Annotated in this window: 20 protein-coding genes and 2 pseudogenes; 5 read left to right on the top strand and 17 right to left on the bottom strand. The window is 48.5% G+C overall.

The features are described 5' to 3' along the window. Positions 1–170: 170 nt before the first annotated feature. The 5 genes from JO375_RS13095 to JO375_RS13075 all read right to left on the bottom strand — a co-directional run bounded on the left by JO375_RS13095 (position 171) and on the right by JO375_RS13075 (position 5,503). Complete coding sequence (locus JO375_RS13095) at positions 171–1,145, bottom strand: polysaccharide pyruvyl transferase family protein (protein ID WP_322098733.1); 975 nt, start codon at positions 1,143–1,145, stop codon at positions 171–173. Continuing rightward, positions 1,120–2,499, bottom strand: coding sequence for a lipopolysaccharide biosynthesis protein (locus JO375_RS13090; RefSeq protein ID WP_229524883.1), 1,380 nt, complete (start codon positions 2,497–2,499; stop codon positions 1,120–1,122). Before JO375_RS13090 ends, JO375_RS13095 begins: the two co-directional genes overlap by 26 nt. 70 nt (positions 2,500–2,569) lie before the next feature. Further along, complete coding sequence (locus tag JO375_RS13085; RefSeq protein ID WP_229524882.1) at positions 2,570–3,523, bottom strand: glycosyltransferase family 2 protein; 954 nt, start codon at positions 3,521–3,523, stop codon at positions 2,570–2,572. Positions 3,524–3,555: 32 nt separating this feature from the next. Next, on the bottom strand, positions 3,556–4,500 hold the full coding sequence (locus tag JO375_RS13080; protein WP_229524881.1) for a glycosyltransferase family A protein: 945 nt from the start codon (positions 4,498–4,500) through the stop codon (positions 3,556–3,558). 202 nt (positions 4,501–4,702) lie between these two features. After that, complete coding sequence (locus JO375_RS13075) at positions 4,703–5,503, bottom strand: DUF1836 domain-containing protein (protein ID WP_229524880.1); 801 nt, start codon at positions 5,501–5,503, stop codon at positions 4,703–4,705. Positions 5,504–5,757: 254 nt separating this feature from the next. Between JO375_RS13075 and JO375_RS13070 the strand changes: the two genes are divergently transcribed. Beyond that, positions 5,758–7,098, top strand: coding sequence for a hemolysin family protein (locus JO375_RS13070; RefSeq protein WP_229524959.1), 1,341 nt, complete (start codon positions 5,758–5,760; stop codon positions 7,096–7,098). 127 nt (positions 7,099–7,225) lie between these two features. Continuing rightward, a complete protein-coding gene (bacA, locus tag JO375_RS13065) occupies positions 7,226–8,023 on the top strand; it encodes an undecaprenyl-diphosphate phosphatase (RefSeq protein WP_010344607.1) in 798 nt (265 codons plus the stop codon). Between the two features lie 146 nt (positions 8,024–8,169). Here bacA and JO375_RS13060 read toward each other — a convergent pair whose 3' ends face one another. After that, the gene (locus tag JO375_RS13060; RefSeq protein WP_229524879.1) at positions 8,170–8,496 is read right to left on the bottom strand and encodes a thioredoxin family protein; all 327 of its coding nucleotides are present in this window, start codon (positions 8,494–8,496) and stop codon (positions 8,170–8,172) included. A 134-nt stretch (positions 8,497–8,630) separates the two neighbouring features. Continuing rightward, positions 8,631–9,542, bottom strand: a complete 912-nt coding sequence (locus tag JO375_RS13055) for an aldo/keto reductase (protein ID WP_229524878.1) — start codon at positions 9,540–9,542, stop codon at positions 8,631–8,633. A 384-nt stretch (positions 9,543–9,926) separates the two neighbouring features. Here JO375_RS13055 and JO375_RS13050 point away from each other — a divergent pair, with 384 nt between their 5' ends. Then, positions 9,927–10,898 carry a ring-cleaving dioxygenase gene (locus tag JO375_RS13050; RefSeq protein WP_229524877.1) on the top strand — a complete coding sequence of 324 codons (972 nt, stop codon included), beginning with the start codon at positions 9,927–9,929 and terminating at the stop codon, positions 10,896–10,898. Between the two features lie 142 nt (positions 10,899–11,040). Here the strand turns inward: JO375_RS13050 and JO375_RS13045 are convergent, their stop codons facing one another. The 4 genes and pseudogenes from JO375_RS13045 to JO375_RS24790 all read right to left on the bottom strand — a co-directional run. Further along, complete coding sequence (locus JO375_RS13045; RefSeq protein WP_229524876.1) at positions 11,041–12,738, bottom strand: M3 family oligoendopeptidase; 1,698 nt, start codon at positions 12,736–12,738, stop codon at positions 11,041–11,043. Between the two features lie 377 nt (positions 12,739–13,115). Then, the gene (gene thiD, locus JO375_RS13040; RefSeq protein ID WP_229524875.1) at positions 13,116–13,925 is read right to left on the bottom strand and encodes a bifunctional hydroxymethylpyrimidine kinase/phosphomethylpyrimidine kinase; all 810 of its coding nucleotides are present in this window, start codon (positions 13,923–13,925) and stop codon (positions 13,116–13,118) included. A 197-nt stretch (positions 13,926–14,122) separates the two neighbouring features. Continuing rightward, positions 14,123–15,529: a DNA-binding protein gene (locus JO375_RS13035; protein WP_229524874.1), complete on the bottom strand. Its 1,407-nt coding sequence runs from the start codon at positions 15,527–15,529 to the stop codon at positions 14,123–14,125. 243 nt (positions 15,530–15,772) lie between these two features. Next, positions 15,773–16,159, bottom strand: a pseudogene (locus JO375_RS24790) (2',3'-cyclic-nucleotide 2'-phosphodiesterase); the annotation flags it as partial. Positions 16,160–16,328: 169 nt separating this feature from the next. Here JO375_RS24790 and JO375_RS13025 point away from each other — a divergent pair. Then, a pseudogene (locus tag JO375_RS13025) lies at positions 16,329–16,532 on the top strand (PhnE/PtxC family ABC transporter permease); the annotation flags it as partial. A gap of 141 nt (positions 16,533–16,673) precedes the next feature. Here JO375_RS13025 and JO375_RS13020 read toward each other — a convergent pair. The 3 genes from JO375_RS13020 to JO375_RS13010 form a co-directional block, all read right to left on the bottom strand. Then, positions 16,674–17,402, bottom strand: coding sequence for a thioesterase II family protein (locus JO375_RS13020; protein WP_229524872.1), 729 nt, complete (start codon positions 17,400–17,402; stop codon positions 16,674–16,676). Positions 17,403–17,488: 86 nt separating this feature from the next. Further along, positions 17,489–17,629 (bottom strand): hypothetical protein, encoded by a 141-nt coding sequence (locus tag JO375_RS13015; RefSeq protein WP_229524871.1) that lies wholly within the window; start codon positions 17,627–17,629, stop codon positions 17,489–17,491. Continuing rightward, complete coding sequence (locus tag JO375_RS13010) at positions 17,626–17,916, bottom strand: hypothetical protein (protein ID WP_229524870.1); 291 nt, start codon at positions 17,914–17,916, stop codon at positions 17,626–17,628. Before JO375_RS13010 ends, JO375_RS13015 begins: the two co-directional genes overlap by 4 nt. Here JO375_RS13010 and JO375_RS25035 point away from each other — a divergent pair. Further along, positions 17,878–18,150 carry a phosphopantetheine-binding protein gene (locus JO375_RS25035; RefSeq protein WP_377532066.1) on the top strand — a complete coding sequence of 91 codons (273 nt, stop codon included), beginning with the start codon at positions 17,878–17,880 and terminating at the stop codon, positions 18,148–18,150. The genes JO375_RS13010 and JO375_RS25035 overlap by 39 nt on opposite strands. A gap of 194 nt (positions 18,151–18,344) precedes the next feature. Here JO375_RS25035 and cysW read toward each other — a convergent pair whose 3' ends face one another. From cysW to JO375_RS12990, 3 genes are all read right to left on the bottom strand, one after another. Beyond that, complete coding sequence (cysW, locus tag JO375_RS13000) at positions 18,345–19,217, bottom strand: sulfate ABC transporter permease subunit CysW (protein ID WP_229524869.1); 873 nt, start codon at positions 19,215–19,217, stop codon at positions 18,345–18,347. Positions 19,218–19,314: 97 nt separating this feature from the next. Beyond that, the gene (cysT, locus tag JO375_RS12995; RefSeq protein WP_229524868.1) at positions 19,315–20,148 is read right to left on the bottom strand and encodes a sulfate ABC transporter permease subunit CysT; all 834 of its coding nucleotides are present in this window, start codon (positions 20,146–20,148) and stop codon (positions 19,315–19,317) included. Between the two features lie 77 nt (positions 20,149–20,225). Further along, positions 20,226–21,278, bottom strand: coding sequence for a sulfate ABC transporter substrate-binding protein (locus JO375_RS12990; protein WP_322098732.1), 1,053 nt, complete (start codon positions 21,276–21,278; stop codon positions 20,226–20,228). Positions 21,279–21,640: the final 362 nt, after the last annotated feature.

Below are 21,640 nucleotides of genomic sequence, written 5' to 3'. Positions count from 1 at the left end.
ATTATATCTATTTATGAAATGAATTGTCAAAATAAAGCGACGTTTGGCGTGGAATTTTTGGGCAATAGAGGACGCTACGCGGGGCGGATCATTCTTTCGATCGCTGTTGCCCCAGATTTCCCGATTATCATCTTCAAAGGCAGAAATTCAGGGGCAAAGGCATATCACATTTAAGACGGCTGTCCTAATTCCTCAGGGGTAACGCTATACAGCCTCGCCTTCGGATTCGGCTCAGTCCAGGTATTATAATATTGAGAGTTTTTGCCGTACGAGTTGTCAATGACCACATGCGGCATATCGAGCAGACAGGCCAGAATGTGACCGTGCAGCCTTGAGGTGCGAACCTCCCGGTAAGAGCTGAACAGCGTGACCGCTTTGTTCATCAGATGGTCGGTGTATTTATACCAGAATGTACGCGTTGGCAACGGTCCACCGATCTTTTTATTCAGACGGTAAAACTTCTGGAAGTAGACAATTCCCTTTACCTCCAGCGGAGTGAACAAAGTGTCCCAGTCCAGACGATGAGCTGCATGGGCCTCGTCGTCGAATTTCTGTTGTCCTCCTACCGTTTCAATATCGGTACGCAGGAAGTACAGTATGTCCTTCACGGTTTCCGTAGTCGGCTTTAACGGCCAAAGCTGGTGCGCCATATCCGGACATAGCGTGATGTTGCATTGATTCAGCTTGTCCTTGGCCCACTGGTACGAGCGTGTGTCCCGCACAAACATATGCAGATCGGGGTGGCTATTGAACAGGGCAGCGGCCTCATTAGCTTTATGCTCAGACTGAAAGTGAATCGTCTGCGGCATGATGACAATTCGGTGATTTGGGAAATCGTGTACGATGCGTTCCCGCAAACGTTGATGATTCAAATACAGATCGCCGAAATTGCCGCCACCGTGGCACACGATAATCCAGTCGCCCGGAATGTGTAGCTGATCCGGAATATCCATAGCGCTATATCGGGCACGAACATGGATACCGTTATCCTTGAAGAATGCCTCTGTGCCTTTCATGATGAGTACGTCCCCACCGTTGTTGTAGACAGGATAGTCGACATAAATGATGTTCGAGCCTTGAGGGACTACGTCGAGAATGACGCTCAGCTTATTTTTCAGTTTAGCCATGGGATGCGAATTCGGCATCTTTCAGTTCTCCCTTCCTGCTCTTCTTTTGTATGGTCTGAATGACAAACGTGATATCGCTTTTATCAAAAATGATCCGTGATAGCGAAACATTGAAAAACATGGGAAATGAAAACAATGAGAATGCCAGCCGTACACAAGCACCTGCGAGCAAGGCGATGGCGATGCCGTCCAGACCAAAAATCGGTGTACAGATAAAAAACAAACCGACGGTGATTGCATAGGCTGCAACTTGCCGGAACAATACAAGTCCTGGACGACCCAGCGCGTTAAAGGCTGAAGCCAGAATCCACGAGCCGCCACCGATAATACATTCCAGAGACAGCAGATAGAACGTTAGCGATGCTTCCAGAAAAGCGGGCCCGTACAGCAACCCCAGCATATATCGCCCAATGAAAAGAGCGGGCACAATGACGATCAGCATGGCAGCCATCGAGATGCGGAAGGCACGGCCGACCGTTTCGACTATCTTGCTGTGCTCCATTCCGGTCACCTTGGGAAAGGTAACGTTCGTGACGGCATTTTGTACTACATTGAACACACGTGACAGGGCGTAGACAACAGAGTACAGCCCGAACGCTTTGGGAGACAGCAAAGCCACAATGACGATTTTGTCTGTTTGCGTGGACAGGGTCCCCATCAGCTCCATCCCGTACACCCGCGCTCCATAGCTATAAAAAGGGCGAAGCACCTGGCGGCTGGTAAAGGGACGAAAAGCACGCAAATTCATATGCTTGCGCAGACGGAGGAACGCCCATATCAATGCAAGGAAACTCGCAGCAAAATTCACGGCTCCAGCCTGCTGTACATTGAGCAAGCCCATGAGCCACAATGTCACCAAGCCGATGAAGTTCAGCAGCGGGTAGTAAAACAGCAGGCCATTGTAGACGCTAAAGCGATCCAGCCCTTGCGACAAAGCTGTCGTCAGTGCTGTAAGCACCGCGAGCGGTATCGCTGCCGCACAATATATTCGGGACAGTTGAATAATATCTACCCCATAGCCATTAAGCCACATGGGCATGCATATCCAGGCCACAGCCCCCGCCAGCACGCTGGCTGGCAGTTGAATCCACAGCGACAGCGAGAGCAATTGTTCCGTCGTGCCTGTTCTCTTCTTGATGTTATAAATCAGTGACGTTGGCAAGCCGAAGCTCAATACACTGCCAATTAGCGTTGGCCAAAACAAAACCGCCGCCAGTTCCCCTTTTCCCTGCACTCCGAGCATACGTGCGGTCAGGATGGAGGTCAGGGTGGTAACGATCAGTATAAAAAAATTGTTAAAGCTCGTACGCATAATCGTTTTGGCAAGGCTGTCGCCCGTGAATACTTTCCTTGCTGCTGTCCATGTGCTCATGTCACGTCCAACTCCTGTTCCTTATTAAGCCCTCTTGTCTACCCTCATTGCGTCGTCCGCTGCACCTCCATCATCCTGCCGTCTTTTTAGAATTGCGCTCGGATGCCTGCCCTCCGCCTATAGCTTCCTTCTGACTTGAAAAAATCGCCTTCAGCGCTCTTTTGTAGCCTTGAATAGCAGCATGATTTTGCCGGGGCTTCTCTCTCAAAATCTGGTACAGTGTCGTCCAGTATAACGCCGCATAGCCAATTGGCCCCGAACGCTCGTCCCGCAGCAGATGAATATGGTTCATTACCCGCATATAAGTGACCTGCTCCACATTGTCGCGCGAGGACGGCGATTCGTGATGAAGCAATGTAAGCGCCGGATTGATGTACAACGGACCGCTTTTCATCGCGGTACGCGACAGTAGCAGATCCTCTCCTACGCTATAGCTTTGCAGCCATGGCACCGGCTCCAGACCTCGGATGGCTTCCCTGCGAAATGACATATTACACCCATGGAAAAACTGGGTTCGGAACGTCTTTTTCGCCTTGTGCCAGTTGTACATCGATCCAGACTGACCGCTAAGGGACAGCCTGCCCTTGGACAAAGACTGCTGAAATGACAGCAGGCAGCGAATTGTTCCCATGAAGCTGTTGCTCATGCCCTGCGCTATGCCGCCAATACCAGCGGCCTTGGGATAAGTCTCATAGGTACGCATTAACTCGCCCAAATAGTTGCCCGGCAGCTCCACATCATCGTCAAGGAACAAAATGATGTCACCCTGTGCAAGCTCAACCGTCTTTACACGCGATAACCATAAGCCCGGCTGCTCCTTGCGATGATAGCGGTAGGTAATCCCCGCTCTGCCCAGTTGGCGCTCATAACGCTCCAGCACATGCTCGGGCAGCTCTCCGTCGTCGATAATCCACAGCTCGGTTTCACATGCTTCCGGTGCCCCGCCAATGGCAATTGAATTGATGCATCGGGTCAGATCGTCTACCCGGTTGCGGGTGCACAGAGCAATGGACAAGCTTAGCATCATACTCCCCCTTTATCCCGTCAAGTAAGAACCTATTGCTGAACCGGCTGGCCTAAATACTCGTTGTATTTTTGCTTGCGCGGGTTCAGAATGAATAACACCCCCTGCTTGTATCCATCTGCGGCACTGAAATTGCGGCGCAGCGTTTCTTTTAGCATCAAATAGGATAAGGTCCATAATAAAGCCCCGTACTGGATGGCTCCTGCCTTTTTCAATGCGAGGAAATAATAGTGGTTGATCGCTGTAGCCTTGGCTACTTTGCCTGCCTTATCGCGCGAGCTTGGAGATTCGTGGTGGATGATGGTCAAACCGGGATTGATAACAAGCTTGCCGTAACGGCTCGCCAACTGGCACATGTACAGATCGTCAGCCACGGCATAGCTGGTCATCCACGGATATGGCTTCATATCCCGCAGCGCTTCCTTGCGGAATGACATATTGCAGCCATGAAAAAATTCGGTGTCAAAAATCTCCGCCGCTTCGCTCCAGCGCAGAAGCGAGCCTGCCAAACTGCTGAGCGAAAGCTTGCCGAGGGATGGGGACATTTGAAATGTCAAAATGCCCAGCAGCTTCCCTGCCCGGCTTGAATGTAGTCCCTTTGCAATTCCTCCAACACCCACAATCGTATCATCCTGATCATAGGTATCGAGCAAGCGCCGGATAAAAAGTTTATCGTCTAATTCGGCATCATCATCAAAATACAGCACGATATCATACTGCACGAGCGACAAGGCTTCATAACGGGACAGCCAAACACCGGGACGAGTTTTTTTATGATATTTGAGAACACCTTGGGGCAAGCCGGATACCATATAACGATATTGCTCGACCTGCCTGCCGGAAATATCGCCGTCATCAACAATCAGCAGTTCTACAGCCGTATGCTCCAGCTGCTGCTGTGCTGCAATAGACTGTATACAGCGTGTCAGGTCTTCGATCCGGTTGCGGGTACATATGATGATGGAGACATCGGACATGCCATTACCTCCTGTGTGTATCCAGATGCTTTGGAAGGGCTATTTAAGGTTTTTCCAATTGCTGGATGATATATGTTTATTGTATCTTTGACAGCGTTTGAGTGTATATACCTCTTTTGTATACTTTTTCAGTCTCCAAAAGGGTAGACGCACCTTGAAAAAGGGCAAAAAAAGAGGATCAGCCTCTAGCGCCAATCCCGATCTAGCTTTGAAAATCCAAGAACAACGTCGCATTCACATATCGGCGTGCCATGGACAAAAAATAGCTGTTTTGCACCGATACCGCTGCTACCAGCAAGGTATTGCGCACCGCTTCGCGCTGGTTGGAGGTCAAATGCTGTAAACGGCGGGTATATCGATCAGCCGTTTGAACCAGCAGCTCCTCTGTCGCACCTTCCTGTCGCTGCTGGGCAGCCGTGAAATTACCGGTTTCTTTTGCATGTCCGACTCCTGCCACATCCAGCAGCTGGTCTCCATTCGCATCCAGTTCCTCAAACAAAGTTGAATACGCGGCGTACAAATCCACCGGCTGGATCAGATCATCTGCATCATCTTCAGGTTGTTGGAACAGGATATGAAATAACTGCCGGATGGATTCAAAATCAAGGCATGATTTTAAATCCTCTACAATGAGTAAAATGGCTGCCTGGTTGATCGAATATTTTTTGCCGATCTTCGGAGCGCCGAGAAATTCCTTGAAATCGCGTTTGACCCAATTTTGCATGGAGGCCAGTGAAACATGGCTATATTCAACCAGTTGGCCAAGAGAAACGATCTCCTGCAGTGAAAAGGCTGCGCTGTGCTTGCCCTTGATGATTTTGTCCAGTACGGGCGTCACGTCCGTGTATAAAGCTGTCGGCATCGTGTTGCTAGAACGGCCGGGATGACTATGAGTGCGTCTCCAGGCATCCTGAAGAACGGTTAAAGGCTGTAATTCGCGGCGGCCTTCCATGGCCAGCAGCAAATGGGCCATATCACGGCGAGTGAGGGTAAAAGACTCCATCTTCTTTCCTCCCTTTATAACATTACAAGTTCATTTGAACTTATCATACGCCCTCAAACTAGGCTTGTAAAGCGAAGCAATGGGCCATGCGGGTTCTGTTATGCCCTATTTTCTGTTCAAATTGGAGACAGGTGACCCGCCATGGCTCCATATGAACCTTGTATATTTTCTTTTAAGTTCTTAAAATAAGTTCAAGTGAACTCAAAATCGAGTTTCTAAAAAATTTGAACGAAAAAGGGATGAGTGAAAATTATATGGGTATAGGTGTCAGTCTATTTTTGTTTGCGGTGTTGATATTTTTTAGTGCTTTCTTCGTAGCTACCGAGTTTGCGATCATTAAAATCCGTTCCAGCCGGGTCGATCAGCTGGTAGCGGAGAACCGTAAAAATGCACTGGCGTTACAAAAAGTTGTCAATAATCTGGACGGCTACCTGTCCGCCTGTCAGCTTGGTATTACGATTACAGCCTTGGGACTCGGCTGGCTCGGTGAACCGACCGTCGTCAAATTGCTGGAGCCTCTCTTTCAACAGCTCAACATCAATGGGGATTTTTCACATATCCTGGCCTTTATTATTTCATTTATCATTGTAACTTACCTGCACGTGGTGATCGGTGAACTGGCCCCCAAAACATTGGCCATCCGCAAGGCGGAAGCAATCAGCCTCTTGACCTCCCCCATTATCGTGTGGTTTAACCGGGTTATGTATCCGTTTATCTGGCTCCTTAATGGCTCGGCCAACCGTCTGGTTCGCGTGTTTGGTCTTCAACCGGCAAGCGAACACGAAGAAGCACATTCTCAAGAAGAAATTCAAATTATTTTGTCCGAAAGCGTGGAAAGTGGTAAGATCAATAACACCGAATACGGCTACGTGAATCGCATCTTTGCTTTTGACGAGACCGTTGCCAAAGAAATTATGGTGCCACGTACAGATATGGTATGCTTGTTTACGAATCGCTCGCTGAAAGAAAACATGCTGACTATCCATGAAGAGCAGTATACCCGTTTTCCGGTAGCGGCAGACAGCAAGGATCAGATCATCGGTATGATTAATACCAAGCAGCTGTTCCTTGAGTATGATCGTAATCCTGAGCTTGTTTTCGATAGCCTGATTCAGCCGATCTTGACCGTTCCAGAAGTGATCCCCGTTAACACGTTGCTGAAACGCATGCAGAAGGAGCAGGTTCATATTGCTCTTCTCGTTGACGAATACGGCGGAACCTCCGGCCTCATAACCATTGAGGATATTTTGGAGGAAATTGTTGGCGAAATTCGGGACGAATTTGACAAGGATGAACGGAAGGAAATTGAGAAACTGACGGAGAACAGTTATTTGATGGATGGTAAAGTATTGCTTTCCGAACTGAGTGATCTGACGGGCTTGTCATTGGACAATGAAGACGTGGATACTGTCGGAGGGTGGGTGTATAGCCGGGTTCCGGAACCGAGACAGGGCAAGGAATTCATAGAAGATGATGTAAAATTTATCATTCGTGAAATGGGTAAAAATCGTATTCGCCGGGTGGAAATTATTTTACACCAGAAATCCCCAATATCGGAATTGGAAACGGAATCGGACACTTTTTCCCGGGAGTGAACCGTTGTGACCTGAGCAGCCTGCATTTTGCACTCGACACTTGCGTTCACTCCTACTGAAATGACATTTTTTAGGGCAAACGACCGAAGTCGTTTGCCCTGTACGCGTGTAAGGAGGAACTAGTAAAGTGGATATTCTATCATCTATTATTATGGGTATTATTGAAGGACTGACAGAGTTTTTGCCGGTCTCTTCAACGGGTCACATGATCCTGACGGCTGATCTTCTCGGGTTAAATACAGAGAATGATACGGTCAAAACGTTTGAGGTTATCGTGCAGTTGGGTGCTGTAATGGCGGTTGTCGTATTGTATTGGCGCAGATTCCTGAGTTTGTTTGATTTCAGACGCAGAACCTCATCCCAGCCACGCCTTAATTTGCTGCATATTATTTTGGCCATGATCCCTGCGGGGCTGATTGGCGTACTGTTCCGTGATGTAATCAAACAATACCTGTTTGGTCCTGAAACCGTATTGTATAGTTTAGTTATCGGCGGCCTGTTGATGATCGCCGCTGAGAAGTTCCACCCGCCCATTAAATCACAAACCATCGATGACATTACGTACAAACAAGCGTTTACGATTGGTTTGTTTCAGGTTCTGGCTCTATGGCCAGGCTTCTCCCGTTCAGGTTCAACCATGTCCGGGGGTCTATTCGCACGTGTGAGTCATACGGCGGCCGCAGAATTTACATTCCTGGTATCTGTTCCAGTTATGCTGGGCGCATCAGGCATTGATATGATCAAAAGTATGGATCATCTGTCCATGAGCGATTTTCCAGTGTTCGCAGCTGGCTTTATTACCGCCTTTATCGTCGGAATGCTGGCAATCAAAACATTCCTCGGTCTGCTCAAACGCTTGAGCCTGACCTCGTTCGCCATCTACCGCTTCGTACTGGCGGCTGTGTTCTTCTTCATTATCTTGTAAGCTATTATTTGTTGCTTCATATCCAAAAAGGGATATCCGCATGGCATGAATCGCTGCCCCGGATATCCCTTTTTGGATTACACTGAAACTATATCTACTAAAATGATCAATCCACACTCATTCCATCGTTGCATCCTGCATTCGGATTATTGTTTGGATTCCAGCGTAGTCAGGTATTCAGAAACTTGAGCTGGCGTTTTGGCGTATTTGCTGTGCAAATGAGCAATTTTTTCGCCGTTGCGGAAAACGAGCAGGCTCGGAATGCCGCGCACCTGATTTTCTTCGGCAATCGGCTGGAACTTCTCGGCATCAAGCGCAAAGAAACGCTTGTCTGCGTTTTCCTTGATAATGCCGTCCATGAATTTATCCAGTGTCTTGCAATCCGGACACCAGGTTGTATCAAATTTTACGACGGTCAAGCCGTCACTGTTAATCAAATCCTGATATTGCTCCTGTGATTCGATGCGTTCCATGGGTATGTCCCTCCTAGAGTATATTATATTGATGAACGTCTCCAGCTCAAATGTGGTCGATAAACCTGAGCTCATTCTTATATTGTAATGATTCTTTCATATATTGCAACTGAAGTGAGTACACGTTTAATGTATCAGCGATACTGCGCATCATAACGATTGACCCGGCTGATTTGCTGTAGAGTCTGCCGCTCCGGTCCGGTTAGCGGTGGAACACTCGCTGCTGCGATATTTTGCTCCAAATGTCCCAATGAGCTTGCACCCGGGATGACAGCGGCGACAGCCTGATGAGACAGGCTGTAACGAATCGCGGTCTGCTCCATACTGCGCTCCACTCCTGCGAATGCCTTTAATTGCTTTCGCACACCCAAGAGCTCCGCTTCTTCATAGTCCAGGTAGCCCTTCGCCGTCTTCCCTTCCCCTTCGTCGGCCAATATGCCGCCCGCAACAGGCCCGCGTGCAATCACACTGATTCCCCGCTCCTGCAACAAAGGCAGCACTTCTTCCTCTGCACGCCGATCCAGCAAACTATATTGATTCATAACACTGACGATGTTCGAGCGTTTGACATATTCGCGAATGACGTGGGGGCGAATCGAAGAAATCCCATAATAGCGGATGACGCCCTCTCTTTTAAGCTGTTCAAAAGCCTCAATTGTTTCGTCCATCGGATCGTCTATCGTTCCTCCGTGAAGCTGATACAGGTCGATATAATCCGTTCCAAGGCGGCGCAGGCTCTCTTTGACCGCAGACAGGATGTATGGCTTGGACGGGTCCCATTCCCAGCCCTCCTGTCCCGGTATACGCCGATTGCCAACCTTGGTCGCTAGAATAACATCCTGCCGCCGCCCGCGAATCGCTGCCCCGACAATTTCCTCATTGCGCCCGTGATGGTACAGATCAGCTGTATCCAGCAGATTTACGCCTCTGTCTAGCGCTTCATGTATCAGGTAAATCCCCTGCTGTTCCTCCGTGCCGATCGACATACATCCCAAGCCAATTTCGCCTACCAGCAAATCCGAAGTTCCCAGACGGTTTTTTTTCATGTATACTCCCCCTTTCGTCCTGCTAAGAAATGCTTAAGTTTAGAAAGGATGTATTTCTCCACTCGACCATTCCTCCTCTATAGCATTACATCCTTATCTCTACATATATAATATTTATGTACTAAACGTCCATACAGATAGTGCTCGATCGCCTAAAGGAATATTGAGCGCAAAAAAGGAGCAGCTTCGACTTAACTGTTCATAATAGGTCCAATAAGTAAATACGTGTTACAAATTGCCCAATTGGTTAAGATAAATGATATGTGTTGACAAACAATAAAAAATCATTTATCTTAATATCAAGATAATAAATATAAAGAAAAATTTACGACTGTTTATTTTGCTTTGAAAAAACGAATCATATAAATCATGGAGGACAATAACATGAAATTGTTAGGATTGCATCACGTATCGGCGATTACAGCAGCAGCGGCTAAAAATGTAGATTTTTATACTCAGGTTATGGGACTGCGACTGGTCAAGAAAACGGTGAATCAGGATGATGTTAGCGTTTATCACCTCTTTTACGGGGATGAACGCGGAACTGCGGGGACGGAAGTTACGTTTTTTGAAATCCCGAATGCCGGACAAACTCGCACCGGGAATAACAGCATTTCGGCGCTCTCCCTGCGGGTACCGAATGACAAGGCACTGGATTACTGGAAAAACCGCTTCGAGGAAATGAATGTAAAGCATGGTGACATTACGGATCAAGCAGGACGCTTGGCACTTTCGTTCGAAGATTTTGAAGGACAACGCTTCTTCCTCGTGTCGGATGAGCATGATAACGGAGTGCGCGGCGGTACGCCTTGGAAAAAAAGTCCTGTCCCTGCCGAATATGGCATTGTCGGGCTAGGCCCGGTTCATTTGACCATTCCAAAAGCCGAAAATACCATTCTCATTCTTGAGCAGGTCATGGGTTTTCGCAAAAAGGGTTCCTATCCTTCCCTGATTGCCGGACAACCGGATGTGGTCATCTATGAAACAGGCGAAGGCGGTACCGGAGCTGAGGTGCATCTGGAAGAACGCAACGATCTTCCACAAGAGCGGCCGGGACGAGGCAGCGTACATCACGTGGCCTTCCGTGTTGAAACCGAGGAAGAGCTCAAACAATGGGTAGAGCGTATTGGTCAGCTGAAAATCCCCAATTCCGGCTTTGTCGATCGTTTTTATTTCCGTTCCTTATACTTCCGCGAGCCAAACGGCATTCTGTTTGAGCTGGCAACCGATGGACCTGGCTTTGATACTGACGAGGAATTGGAGTTTTTGGGAGAATCCCTGTCGCTGCCGCCATTTTTGGAGCCGCGCCGCGCAGCCATTGAGGCCAATCTCAAACCGCTTAACACCAAACATTAATTGAAGTTGCATTTAGACAACAGGGCATTCCGCCATCTAAGCCTTTCGGCTATAGCAGGTAAGCGAAATGCCCTTTTAGTCATCGCAGATTACATGTAAAACGGAGTATGTTATACAAACAGGACAGATTTATACGAAGGAATTACAGCTTTCGATCATCCACGCTGTTCAGCCATGCTTCGATTTCTCCGATCACTGAAGCGATGCTGCCGTCCTGGAACGGTGAGATCAGTCCAGCTAATTCAACCAATCCGATAAAGGAACGACTCCCTCCGGCACGGCATAGCTTCAAATAATCTGCCCACGCAGCTGTTCGATCGATTCTCATGCGTTTCCAGAACTGGAATGCACACAATTGTGCGAGTGTATAGTCAATATAGTAGAACGGGGATTGAAAAATATGTCCCTGCTTGTGCCAGAACCCACCCTGCTCCAGATATTCATTGCCTTCATAATCCAGATGCGGTTTATACTTGCGTTCGATAGAGCGCCATGCGCTTTTACGCTCGGCCGGAGTCCAGTCCGGATGCTCATACACGGCATGCTGGAATTCGTCAACAGCTACGCCGTAAGGCACAAACAGCAACGAAGAGGACAGATGCTCAAAGTGATATTTGTCCGCATCTTCTTCAAAGAACAACTTCATCCAAGGCCATGCAAAAAATTCCATGGTCATTGAATGAATTTCAGCCGCCTCCATCGTCGGCCAGTGGTACTCGGGAATTTCAAAATGCCGGCTTTCATACACCTGGAAGGCGTGGCCTGCTTCGTGCGTCAGTACGTCGATATCGCCGGATGTCCCATTGAAATTAGAGAAAATAAAGGGGGTGCCATATTCGCTCAAAAAGGTGCAATAGCCTCCGCTTTGCTTGCCTTTTTTGCTGATCAGATCCATCAATTCCCGCTCGATCATAAAGCTGAAAAATTCATGTGTTTCCGGTGAAAGCTCCTCATACATCCGTGCTCCATTACGGAGAATCCAGTCCGGATCACCCTTGGGGGTAGGGTTGCCAGACAGGAAGTTGAAGCCTTCATCATAATAGCGCAGCCGATCCACACCGATGCGCTCGCGCTGACGCTCCTTCAGCTTGGTTGCCAGGGGTACGATGTGCTTCAGCACCTGCTCACGGAAATTGGCAACCATTCCGGCATTGTAATCGGTACGTCCCAGGCGGGCATAGCCCAGTTCTACGAAGCTGTCATAGCCCAGCTTATGCGCCATGCGTGTGCGTACCTTGACCAATTCATCATAAATCCGATCCAGCTCGTCCCCATGCTCGCTCATAAATTGATATTTGGCCTCGGATGCCCGTTTGCGCGTTTCCCGGTTCGTATCCAACTCGAAAGGCAAAAGCTGCGCCAGCGTCCGTTCTTGTCCTTCAAACGGGATTTTGGCGGAAGCAATGAGCTGAGCATATTCGGAGGTCAGCTTGTTTTCCTGCTGCAAATCCTCGATGATGTCCGGGTGGAACGACTTTAGTGCCACCTCGGCAATACTGAAAAGCTGGCTGCCCCATTGGCTCTCCAGCTCGGCTCTGAAGGGAGAGTCCACCAATGCCCGGTAGTAGTCGGTTATATATTCCTGAATGACCGGCATGAAATCATCAGCGTACTCTTGCTCCCCTTTGTAAAAGGCGTCCTCCGTATTAATGGAATGCCGGACTTCCACCAATTGCAATTGGGTTTCTACATGACTGCGCAGCTTGTTAATCGCATGAATGACTTCATTTTGACATTCTATGCTGTCCGCCGCGCGAAATTGCTGCAACAGTGTTTTAAACCGTTGTTCAATTTCTGACTGCTCAGGCCGGCTGTAAGCCATTTGGCTGAATATTGTCATTGCTCTGGTTCCCCCCTAAGTGTAATAAACCCGATGCCTATTATACAGTACGATAAGACCAAACTGAAAGCTGATATTCCAAAAAAATACAATCTTAAGAGAGGCTGTCCCAAAAGTCATTTTATGATTTTTTAGCCCCCACTTTAGATAGGATTTCAAGCCATAGAGAAGCCTTCAAACCCACTTTATCGGTGGTTTTGAAGGCTTTTTCATTCAACATTTGGGACTGGATTATCCGTCGGTACCCTTTGGGGACAGCCCCCCGCTTCGGCCCAAGCAGACTCTGTATTCCGTTAATGTCTATGCATAAAGCGATCATAATATATATGCAGTCTAGCGAGAATTTATAAGTCATCCTCTGTTTCACGTGTTCATGCTTATTGATTTTGCAAACGATGTGCGGCATGCAGGGTTGGGCCGACGAATGCATTCAGCTTGAAGCCACCCTCAATCGCCTGTGAAATGAATCGTTTGGCCTGGTCGACTGCTTCGCGTACAGTCAGTCCTTGCGCCAGGCCAGCCGTTACTGCTGCCGAAGTGGTGCAGCCTGCACCATGGGTAAAGCTCGTTTTTACGACATCCGCCTCGAACCAGTCGAAGGTGATTCCGTCGTACAGCAAGTCCATCGCTTTACCCTCGCGGATTTTACCACGATCCTTGATCAGCACATGCTGGGCTCCGCGCTCATGAATAATAGCTGCTGCTTCCTGCATCTGCTCCAGCGTCGTGATCGGCCCGGTCTTCGCCAATTGCGAAGCCTCGAACAAATTCGGCGTTACCAGGTCAGCGCCGGGAATTAACAACTCCAGCATCGCCTCTGTATTTTCCGGCTGAAGCACTTCATCTGTACCTTTGCAGACCATCACCGGGTCAATTACGATCCGTTTCAGATCATGCTTTTTCAGATGGCTGGCAACCAGCTCAATAATATCTACAGAACCAAGCATACCAGTCTTCATCGCATCAAAACCGATACCCTCCAAAACGGTACGCAACTGAGCTTCTACTACATCTAAAGCAACAGGATATACAAGATGGTCCCAGGTTCCAGGTCCCATGGCAACTACGGTTGTTAATACAGTCATGCCATATACGCCAAGCTCCTGAAAGGTCTTCAGGTCTGCCTGAATACCCGCTCCACCGCTTGTGTCAGAGCCCGCTATCGTTAATGTTTTGGGAATCGTCATTTGTGCATGCTCTCCTTCAGTTTCTGTGCTGCATTTATCCTAATCCTGCATGTAAAACTTGTCAACGCACACAGGCTCCCTTCCCATGCTAAAAGTCACAACAACCGGCTACAGTAAGAAAAACGGGAATATCCCCATTTGAAATGGGGACATCCACGTAAGAAGAGTTATATAAAGAGTCCGAATAAACGTTAGGGTTACAAATATCCGCCGGGACTGTGATCATAGGCATGATTCTTTCCATTTTCCCGCACACCCAGACAAAGGGCTTGATATAGCCGCTGCTGTTCCGGAATAGCAAAATTACGGTGCTGCTCAAATAATGCCATACAACCGATGATATGCTCGGTAAAGCTATGATCTACAGACAATTGTAAGCAATGCAGTGTTTGCTCCAGTCCCTCAACGTAGTCGCCCTTTCGGAAATGATATTCCGCATACACCTTGCAGAAGGATGCAAAGCGAAACGCATTAAAATGCTTGCGATAATGAGTGTCCCATTGTTCCGGTGCCAGCACCCAGAAGCTTTTGAGTTGCTGACTGAATAGCCCCAGCTCGGCATCGACAAAATAACCGAAACGATTCGCTGATTCGAGTAATGTGTTTAAGCCTTCCAGTGTCTCATCCGGATGTTCGCGCAAGTAAGTAATATACTCATAGATTGCAGAAGTATTACCCATTTTAATTTCAATACAAAGCCGATTGCCTTGGGCATACACCTGATGCATTTCGACTACCTTCCGGCCTTCTTCGTCCAAGCCCTCAAACCAGCTTAAATCTGCATAACCTTCAATCCACTGCTTGGATTCCTCATAACGACCCTGAAACTCATAGCAGCTGGCCTTGAGCAGATGCCCCTGGGCATAGTAATATACGAGCGGCTTAAGCAGCTCCAGATGCTCATCCCCGAATCGATTTCGATTGCGATATAACGCCTGCGCCAGCTCTCTTAGCTCGTCCGCATACATTTCCATCTCGGACCATTGCATTTTTGACGCAAACACTTGAGATAACATATGTAAGCCTTCCAATGCATAATTTTCCGGTAGACGGCTGCGATATAAATGAAATTGCACAGCAGCCTTCAGGTTCCGTTTGCTATCCTTAATCTGAATCTGAAACATACGGAAATAACTGATTGCCAAGCGTTCGGAATGGGTGTACTTCTCACTTTCGATGACACAATCATACAAAAGTATGGAAGCTTCATGTCTGTCATTTGCAAACATCTCTTCAGCAGTCTCAAAAATAGCCGAAATATTCGATAAATCATCCATCAGATAGCCAAGCACGCTACGTATACAGTCAAGCTTGTTCAATTCCGAGCAACGGAGAAGAAACGGTCGCAGCCTCCGCCAGTGCGGTAAGGAATGAATAAAGCATTCATCCACATACATCTCGAATAAAGCCCCTTCTTCCAAGCCCATGGCCTCGGTAATCAGATCAAGCTGATTGACTGAAATCGGCCGTGGAGGGTTCCGGTTAAGAATACCGCTAAGTGTACCTGGATTTACTTTGGAAGCATCTGCGAAACACTGCATTGAAATACCTTCACTTTGAATATACTTTTCAATTTCTGCGCGGATCGTGGTGTTTTTTTCCAAAGGGACACCCCCTCAAACGAATGTTGGTGATTTTTTCATTACCTTTTAAACCAAAATTTGTTTAAACAAAGTATATGTCTAATTATATGGCAGGTCAATAACTAAAACGCGACTCCGGACATATAAAATCACGAATTTCGTACGGTTTTAAATAGCTTTTATGAAAAAAGGACGCCCCCGAAGGGTTGGTATGTCCTTGTTTTATGATGCTGTAGACTTATGTGGACAAAAAAAGCTTACTGTTTAGAGTGTTCCAAAATCAATAGCAAACTTGGCACATCCTTCCACGGTTAATCCTTCATAAAGCAACTCTGAATGAGCCTTGGCAGCCTTCGTGGCCTGCGGCGAGGTCAGAAACGTCACATGTGGCCGCCCCTTCCATGGGACAAAAAGACCAGTGCCCATCTGCCTTTGGCATCAACGTCTTCATATGCCGCACATATTCGGTCAGCACATGCCGATTTTCATCCGGTGAAGCAAGTACAATCCGTTCTTCGCCCGGATTGACAGCGTGGAGGAGAATGCACGATAGTTGTTCGTAGCCACCAGATAACTCCGTTGCATATCCATCGGCTCTCCTTCGAAGGACATATGAAGGATTCTGTGGGCATCCGGCTCCTTTAATTTCCCGGAAGGGGTGAAATAGTTTTGTTCGTTTTCTCCCGCTACATAAATGTTGGCATTTATATAAGGAAATTGCGCTCCCCGAAGGCAAGTCTGTAAATATTCCAGTCCATAGTTGAATTCATGATTCCCGACATTCCCTGCCTCGTACCCTAAAAGATTCATGGCTTTGTAGTCTTATTCGCTCTATCGTTCTGAAAATAACATCCGCTCCGCCACCACGCTCGGTCTGGTTGGTGCAGGCGGTATTGGTACTCCGCTGCTGTTTGCGCTCCAAATGCGCAACTGGAACCGTGTAGGCGTTATATTGCTGGGGATTGTGGTCCTGATCATTTTGACAGATCTCATTTCCGGCTGGCTGCGCAAGCGCATCGTATAATTTTAAATGCCGAAAAAGCCTCCTTTATAGTAAAATGGCAGTCTTACGCGTCCACTTTACCAAAGAGAGGCTTCTTCATGTCGATCTACAAACGTACGAACGGTGATTCAGAACCATTTCCGTGCTTTCTAATCTAACCTTCTACGTCAGCGTGGAGGACGAAGCAAAGAGAGAGCGGATCGTATCGGACACCTGCTTCGTTTCGCTCTGCAGATACATATGGCCTCCAGGGAAGCGGTGAAACGCAACCCTTTGTCCCCATCGCGCCCACCCGTCGGCATCAAGCACACAAGCCTCGTCTTCATTGCCGTTAAAAATATGCATCTCCGACTGAACCCGCGTCATATCGCTCGGCCGGAAGGTTTCTAGCGCTTTGAAATCCGATCGGAACGGTGGCAGGAAAAATCCCAGCATTTCCCGGTTCTTCGCCAACTCGGGTGGAATCCCGTTCAAACCGATCACATAATCGGCAAAAGCGCCATCCTCCATTTGAGAACGGACGGGACGCTTGATATCCGGCGGCTGAACGGCCGAAATGATGACCGCTTCCGGAAAAAGCCCTTTCGACTCCAGAATCTGTGCCAATCGAAAAGCCACGATCCCTCCCATACTGTGTCCAAACAGGATGAACGGTTTGCGAAGCTGAGGCAGCAGTGCCGCCTCATACATGCTGACCAGCCGTTCGAGATCGTCCACCAGCGGCGACCGATTGCTTCCATGACCAGGCGGCTCGGCGGCAAGCACTTCAAACCTGTCCTGCAAGCTATCGTGCAACGGACGAAAAGCAGCGGAGTATCCTCCCGCAAACGGAAAACAAATAAAATGGGTATGGTCTGATGGATAACCAAACCTTTTGATCAAATCGTTCATGCTCCTGCTCCCTTCAAATCATTACTTTATCGTGAAAATGGACCGCTTCCAAGTACCAGATGTGCTATCGATCAAATGTACTGCTTTTAGGCGCCGCTTTGCACAATGCCAGCAATTTGCCTGCCGTTGATTTCGGCCATTGCACCATGCAGCATTTCGGCGTGCTTCCCGCGGCCTTGATGCTCCACAACCGTCCTTTCGCTCCATCCCGCCAGGAAGACAGTCACTCTGGAAGAGGCTGCACATGCTCTGACCCGATAAAATGAATATCGGCCATAATCTTCTCGGTATTAAGCAATTCGGCGTGATACGCGTAATATGCCGTCATTTTGCGCTGTATGCCTTTACGTACCGCTTCGATTTGCAAATACGGATTGGGATTGAAAATGGTTGTCCGTGCAGCGGGAGGCAGGTTCTTCCTGCTCGGTGAACACCCCAGCCCCACCTTTGGGCGGAGGTACTCGGTGTTCCGCAAATCGGCATTCACGACAACTTCTTTGCGGCGGGCGGGCATTTGCTGAAGGCGATGACGCTGTGCGGCAGAATGCTCAAAGAAATGGACCTGGACGTTCCAGTCGGGCTGCTTTTCTCCAAGCCGACGATTGCCGATTTGGCCCCCTGCCTGGCGAGCGCTCCATCAGCAGGACAATGGGCATATCTGGATCTACCTGTTTGGCACAAATTGGGCATCCTTTGCTTGTGCTCTTCCGGCAGCCATGCCAGTTCAGTGATATTTTTATTTCACTAAAATTGGAGATTTAGTTTTGGAAGACAGCAGCAGATCATAAAAAAAGCCTATCTTCTGTCTGATTTTGTCCGTTAAGGATAACCAGATTAGAAGAAAGGCCTATTTTTCGGGTCAGAAGACCCAACGAGCATTATATTTAAAGTTGCTTGATAACTGTAAACTTCAATTCCTGTTCGTCATGGCAATCACGCCTGTCAATGAACCCGCATGCGCCCAAACCAGCTTTTAAGCACCAAAGTAGCGAGAGCCAGCAGCAGCAACAGTGAAGCCACCGCAAAGGATGCCGAGAACTGATATTCGTTATACAATATTTCCACATGCAACGGCAGTGTGTTCGTCCCTCCCCGGATATGCCCGGAGACGACGGACACCGCGCCGAACTCCCCCATAGCTCTCGCATTACATAAAATGATGCCATACAACAGACCCCATTTGATATTCGGCAGCGTCACCTGCCAAAAAATACGCCAGCCGTGCGCGCCCAGCATAACAGCTGCCTCTTCCTCCTGCTGTCCCTGATCCTCCATCATTGGAATGAGTTCGCGCGCCACAAAAGGGAAAGTGATGAACATCGTCGCCAAAATAATACCCGGCAAGGCAAATATTATTTTGATATCATGCTCATCCAGCCACGGCCCAAGCCAGCCCTGTGCGCCGAATACCAATACATACATCAATCCGCCGACGACAGGAGAGATGGCGAAGGGTAAATCAATCAGGGTGACCAGCAAGCCTTTGCCGCGAAATTGAAACTTCGTGATCAGCCAGGCAGCCGCTACGCCAAATACCGTATTTAGCGGTACCGTTATCACCGCCACCAACAGCGTCAGCTGCAATGCGGACATGGCGTCCGGGTCCTGCAGCGCTTCGATGTATACACTCCAGCCCTGCTTGAGTGCTTCGGTAAGCACGAGGATCAGCGGCAGGATCAGCACCCATAGCAAAGCCAGAAAAGCAGCACCAATCAGCGTCCACTTCACCCAGGGTGCTTCGCTTGTGACCCTGTTGGCCGGTGCAGAAGGTACTGGTGCATGAGCAATCACCCGTCCGGTTATCGCTTGTGACATGATGTGTCCCTCCTTAGAATGCGGCTGTACCGCCCTTGCCGCTGCCTGGCATCATAAAGCCAGACAGTGGTAATAGACAGCTATATGGATAGTCGCATTAGATAGCACGGCGCCGCGACCAGCGTTGAATGCTGTTAATTACGAACAACAGCACAAATGAAATGACCAACAGTATAATTGCTACCGCCGTAGCTCCTGCATAGTCATTTTGCTCCAGCTTGGACATAATGAGCAGCGGAGCAATCTCGGTCTTCATTGGCATATTACCAGAGATGAAGACGACAGAGCCGTACTCGCCAATGCCACGGGCAAAGGCAAGAGCAAAGCCCGTCAGTAGCGGCGGGATCAACTCCGGCAAAATCACGCTGCGGAAGGTACGCCATCGGCCTGCTCCCAGCGTAGCAGCGACCTCTTCCTCGCCCTTGTCCATCTCCTCCAGCACCGGCTGCACCGTCCGCACGACGAACGGGATGCCGATGAACATCAACGCAAGCGTAATCCCCGTCTGTGAATACGCCATTTTCCAGCCCAGCGGTTCGAACAGCGAACCGATCCAGCCGTTTGGCGCATATAGAGCGGTCAAAGCCACACCCGCAACCGCGGTAGGCAAAGCAAAGGGCAGATCAATGACCGCATCGAAAATCCGTTTTCCCGGAAACTCATAGCGCACCAGCACCCAGGCTATCAGTAATCCGAGAAACAGGTCGATCAGTGCCGCAGCCGCAGCACACAAGAAGCTCACCTTGTAGGAAGTCAACACCCTCACATCGGTTGCTACGTCCCAAAACTTCTCCCACGTCAATCCGGTTGAGTTCAGGAGCAGTGCTGACAAAGGCACCAGCACCACCAGACTGAGGTACAGCACGCTATAACCCATCGTTAACCCGAATCCGGGAAGTACGCGTTTTCGGGCGGCTTGCATTTGACTCATGTTCTGTCCATCCCTCTCTACTATCTCACTCGAATGCTTGCGATTACTGATCCTGTGCGAATTTACAATCTACTCATTCATGAACTGCCGGGTACGTAAATCTGGTCGAAAATCCCCTTGTCGCTGAAATGCTTTTGCTGTGTTTCCTTCCACGTTCCGAATACATCCTTCAAGGTTACGAGCTCCAAATCCGGAAATTGATTCTTGAATTTCGCCTTTACGCTCTCCAGTGTTGGACGATAATAGTTTTCGGCGGCAATGGTTTGTCCTTCTTCACTGTACAAATATTTCAAATACGCGTCCGCCACCTCGCGTGTGCCCTTTTTGTCTACAACCTTATCGACGATCGCTACTGGAGGCTCAGCCAAAATACTGATCGACGGATACACGATATCAAATTTATCCGCACCCAGCTCCTTCATAGAGAGCAAGGCTTCATTTTCCCAAGCAATCAACACATCGCCAATTCCACGCTCCACAAAGGTTGTGGTCGCTCCACGCGCTCCGCTATCCAGTACCGGCACATGCTTGTATAGCTGCTGTACAAACTGCTGAGCTTTGGCTTCATCGTTATTGTTTTTCTTGAGCCCATAGGCCCAGGCCGCAAGGTAGTTCCAGCGGGCTCCGCCCGAAGTTTTGGGATTCGGTGTAATGACTTGAACATCGTCACGGATTAAATCATCCCAGTCCTTGATCCCCTTCGGATTTCCTTTCCGTACCAGCAGTACGATGGTTGAAGTGTACGGGGAACTGTTATGCTCATATTTATTTTGCCATCCTTCTTTAATGAGCCCTTTATCCTGCAATGCATCAATGTCATAACCCAGAGCCAGAGTGACCACATCCGCATCCAGTCCGTCCTGGACAGAGCGGCTTTGTTTGCCAGACCCGCCATGCGATTGCTTGATTGTCACCTTCTGCCCTTTCTCCTTCTCCCAATGGGAGGCAAACGCCTTATTATACGCCTCATACAGCTCACGGGTAGGGTCATAAGAAACGTTAAGCAGCTCGACGTCCTTGGAACCGGCAGCCGAATTGCCCCCTTCCTTGCTTGCTCCGCAAGCACTTAACATGACCGTTAAAACCAAAGATAGTCCGAGAATAAGTCCACTTTTCCATTTCCTCTTCATCAAGACACCTCTAATTCTATGTAATTTATGAAAAAACATTCATTTCAACCTGTTATTGACATGTCTATTCAGAAAAAAGGGCGGAGAATTCCCTGATGCAGCCCTGATAGGTCAAATCTGTCACATGGACAGTATCTGCCTGCTGTTCCTAGAGGTTCTCCGCCACAAGGGCGAAATCATACTTCGATGCTTTAATTCTCTAATTCCTACCTGTTTAATGAGTTATACGATTATAATACGAATGTTTATGTACAATGTCAAACTTTTTTTTGGCATGGGTTAACTGTTTGTGCTTTCTTCACAGGAGGAAGTTACAGTCAGAAACATAGGAATGCTTCCGACTGCTTGGAGGCTATGATCAC

This window comes from Paenibacillus farraposensis, from assembly GCF_020736845.1.
Classification (GTDB): domain Bacteria; phylum Bacillota; class Bacilli; order Paenibacillales; family Paenibacillaceae; genus Paenibacillus; species Paenibacillus farraposensis.
The sequence above is the reverse complement of the archived record's forward strand: the minus strand, read 5'-3'. Positions and strand labels throughout refer to the sequence as shown.

Excerpts from the sequence above, each read along its gene's own strand:
- JO375_RS13020 (WP_229524872.1), bottom strand. The coding sequence starts at position 17,402 with ATGAACGATTTGATCAAAAGGTTTGGTTATCCATCAGACCATACCCAT.
- JO375_RS13010 (WP_229524870.1), bottom strand. The coding sequence starts at position 17,916 with ATGCCCGCCCGCCGCAAAGAAGTTGTCGTGAATGCCGATTTGCGGAAC.
- cysT (WP_229524868.1), bottom strand. The coding sequence starts at position 20,148 with ATGAGTCAAATGCAAGCCGCCCGAAAACGCGTACTTCCCGGATTCGGG.
- JO375_RS13055 (WP_229524878.1), bottom strand. The coding sequence starts at position 9,542 with ATGAAAAAAAACCGTCTGGGAACTTCGGATTTGCTGGTAGGCGAAATT.
- JO375_RS13085 (WP_229524882.1), bottom strand. The coding sequence starts at position 3,523 with ATGCTAAGCTTGTCCATTGCTCTGTGCACCCGCAACCGGGTAGACGAT.
- cysW (WP_229524869.1), bottom strand. The coding sequence starts at position 19,217 with ATGTCACAAGCGATAACCGGACGGGTGATTGCTCATGCACCAGTACCT.
- JO375_RS13080 (WP_229524881.1), bottom strand. The coding sequence starts at position 4,500 with ATGTCCGATGTCTCCATCATCATATGTACCCGCAACCGGATCGAAGAC.
- JO375_RS13075 (WP_229524880.1), bottom strand. The coding sequence starts at position 5,503 with ATGGAGTCTTTTACCCTCACTCGCCGTGATATGGCCCATTTGCTGCTG.
- JO375_RS13060 (WP_229524879.1), bottom strand. The coding sequence starts at position 8,496 with ATGGAACGCATCGAATCACAGGAGCAATATCAGGATTTGATTAACAGT.
- JO375_RS13090 (WP_229524883.1), bottom strand. The coding sequence starts at position 2,499 with ATGAGCACATGGACAGCAGCAAGGAAAGTATTCACGGGCGACAGCCTT.
- JO375_RS13050 (WP_229524877.1), top strand. The coding sequence starts at position 9,927 with ATGAAATTGTTAGGATTGCATCACGTATCGGCGATTACAGCAGCAGCG.
- JO375_RS12990 (WP_322098732.1), bottom strand. The coding sequence starts at position 21,278 with ATGAAGAGGAAATGGAAAAGTGGACTTATTCTCGGACTATCTTTGGTT.
- thiD (WP_229524875.1), bottom strand. The coding sequence starts at position 13,925 with ATGACGATTCCCAAAACATTAACGATAGCGGGCTCTGACACAAGCGGT.
- JO375_RS13070 (WP_229524959.1), top strand. The coding sequence starts at position 5,758 with ATGGGTATAGGTGTCAGTCTATTTTTGTTTGCGGTGTTGATATTTTTT.
- JO375_RS13045 (WP_229524876.1), bottom strand. The coding sequence starts at position 12,738 with ATGACAATATTCAGCCAAATGGCTTACAGCCGGCCTGAGCAGTCAGAA.
- JO375_RS13095 (WP_322098733.1), bottom strand. The coding sequence starts at position 1,145 with ATGCCGAATTCGCATCCCATGGCTAAACTGAAAAATAAGCTGAGCGTC.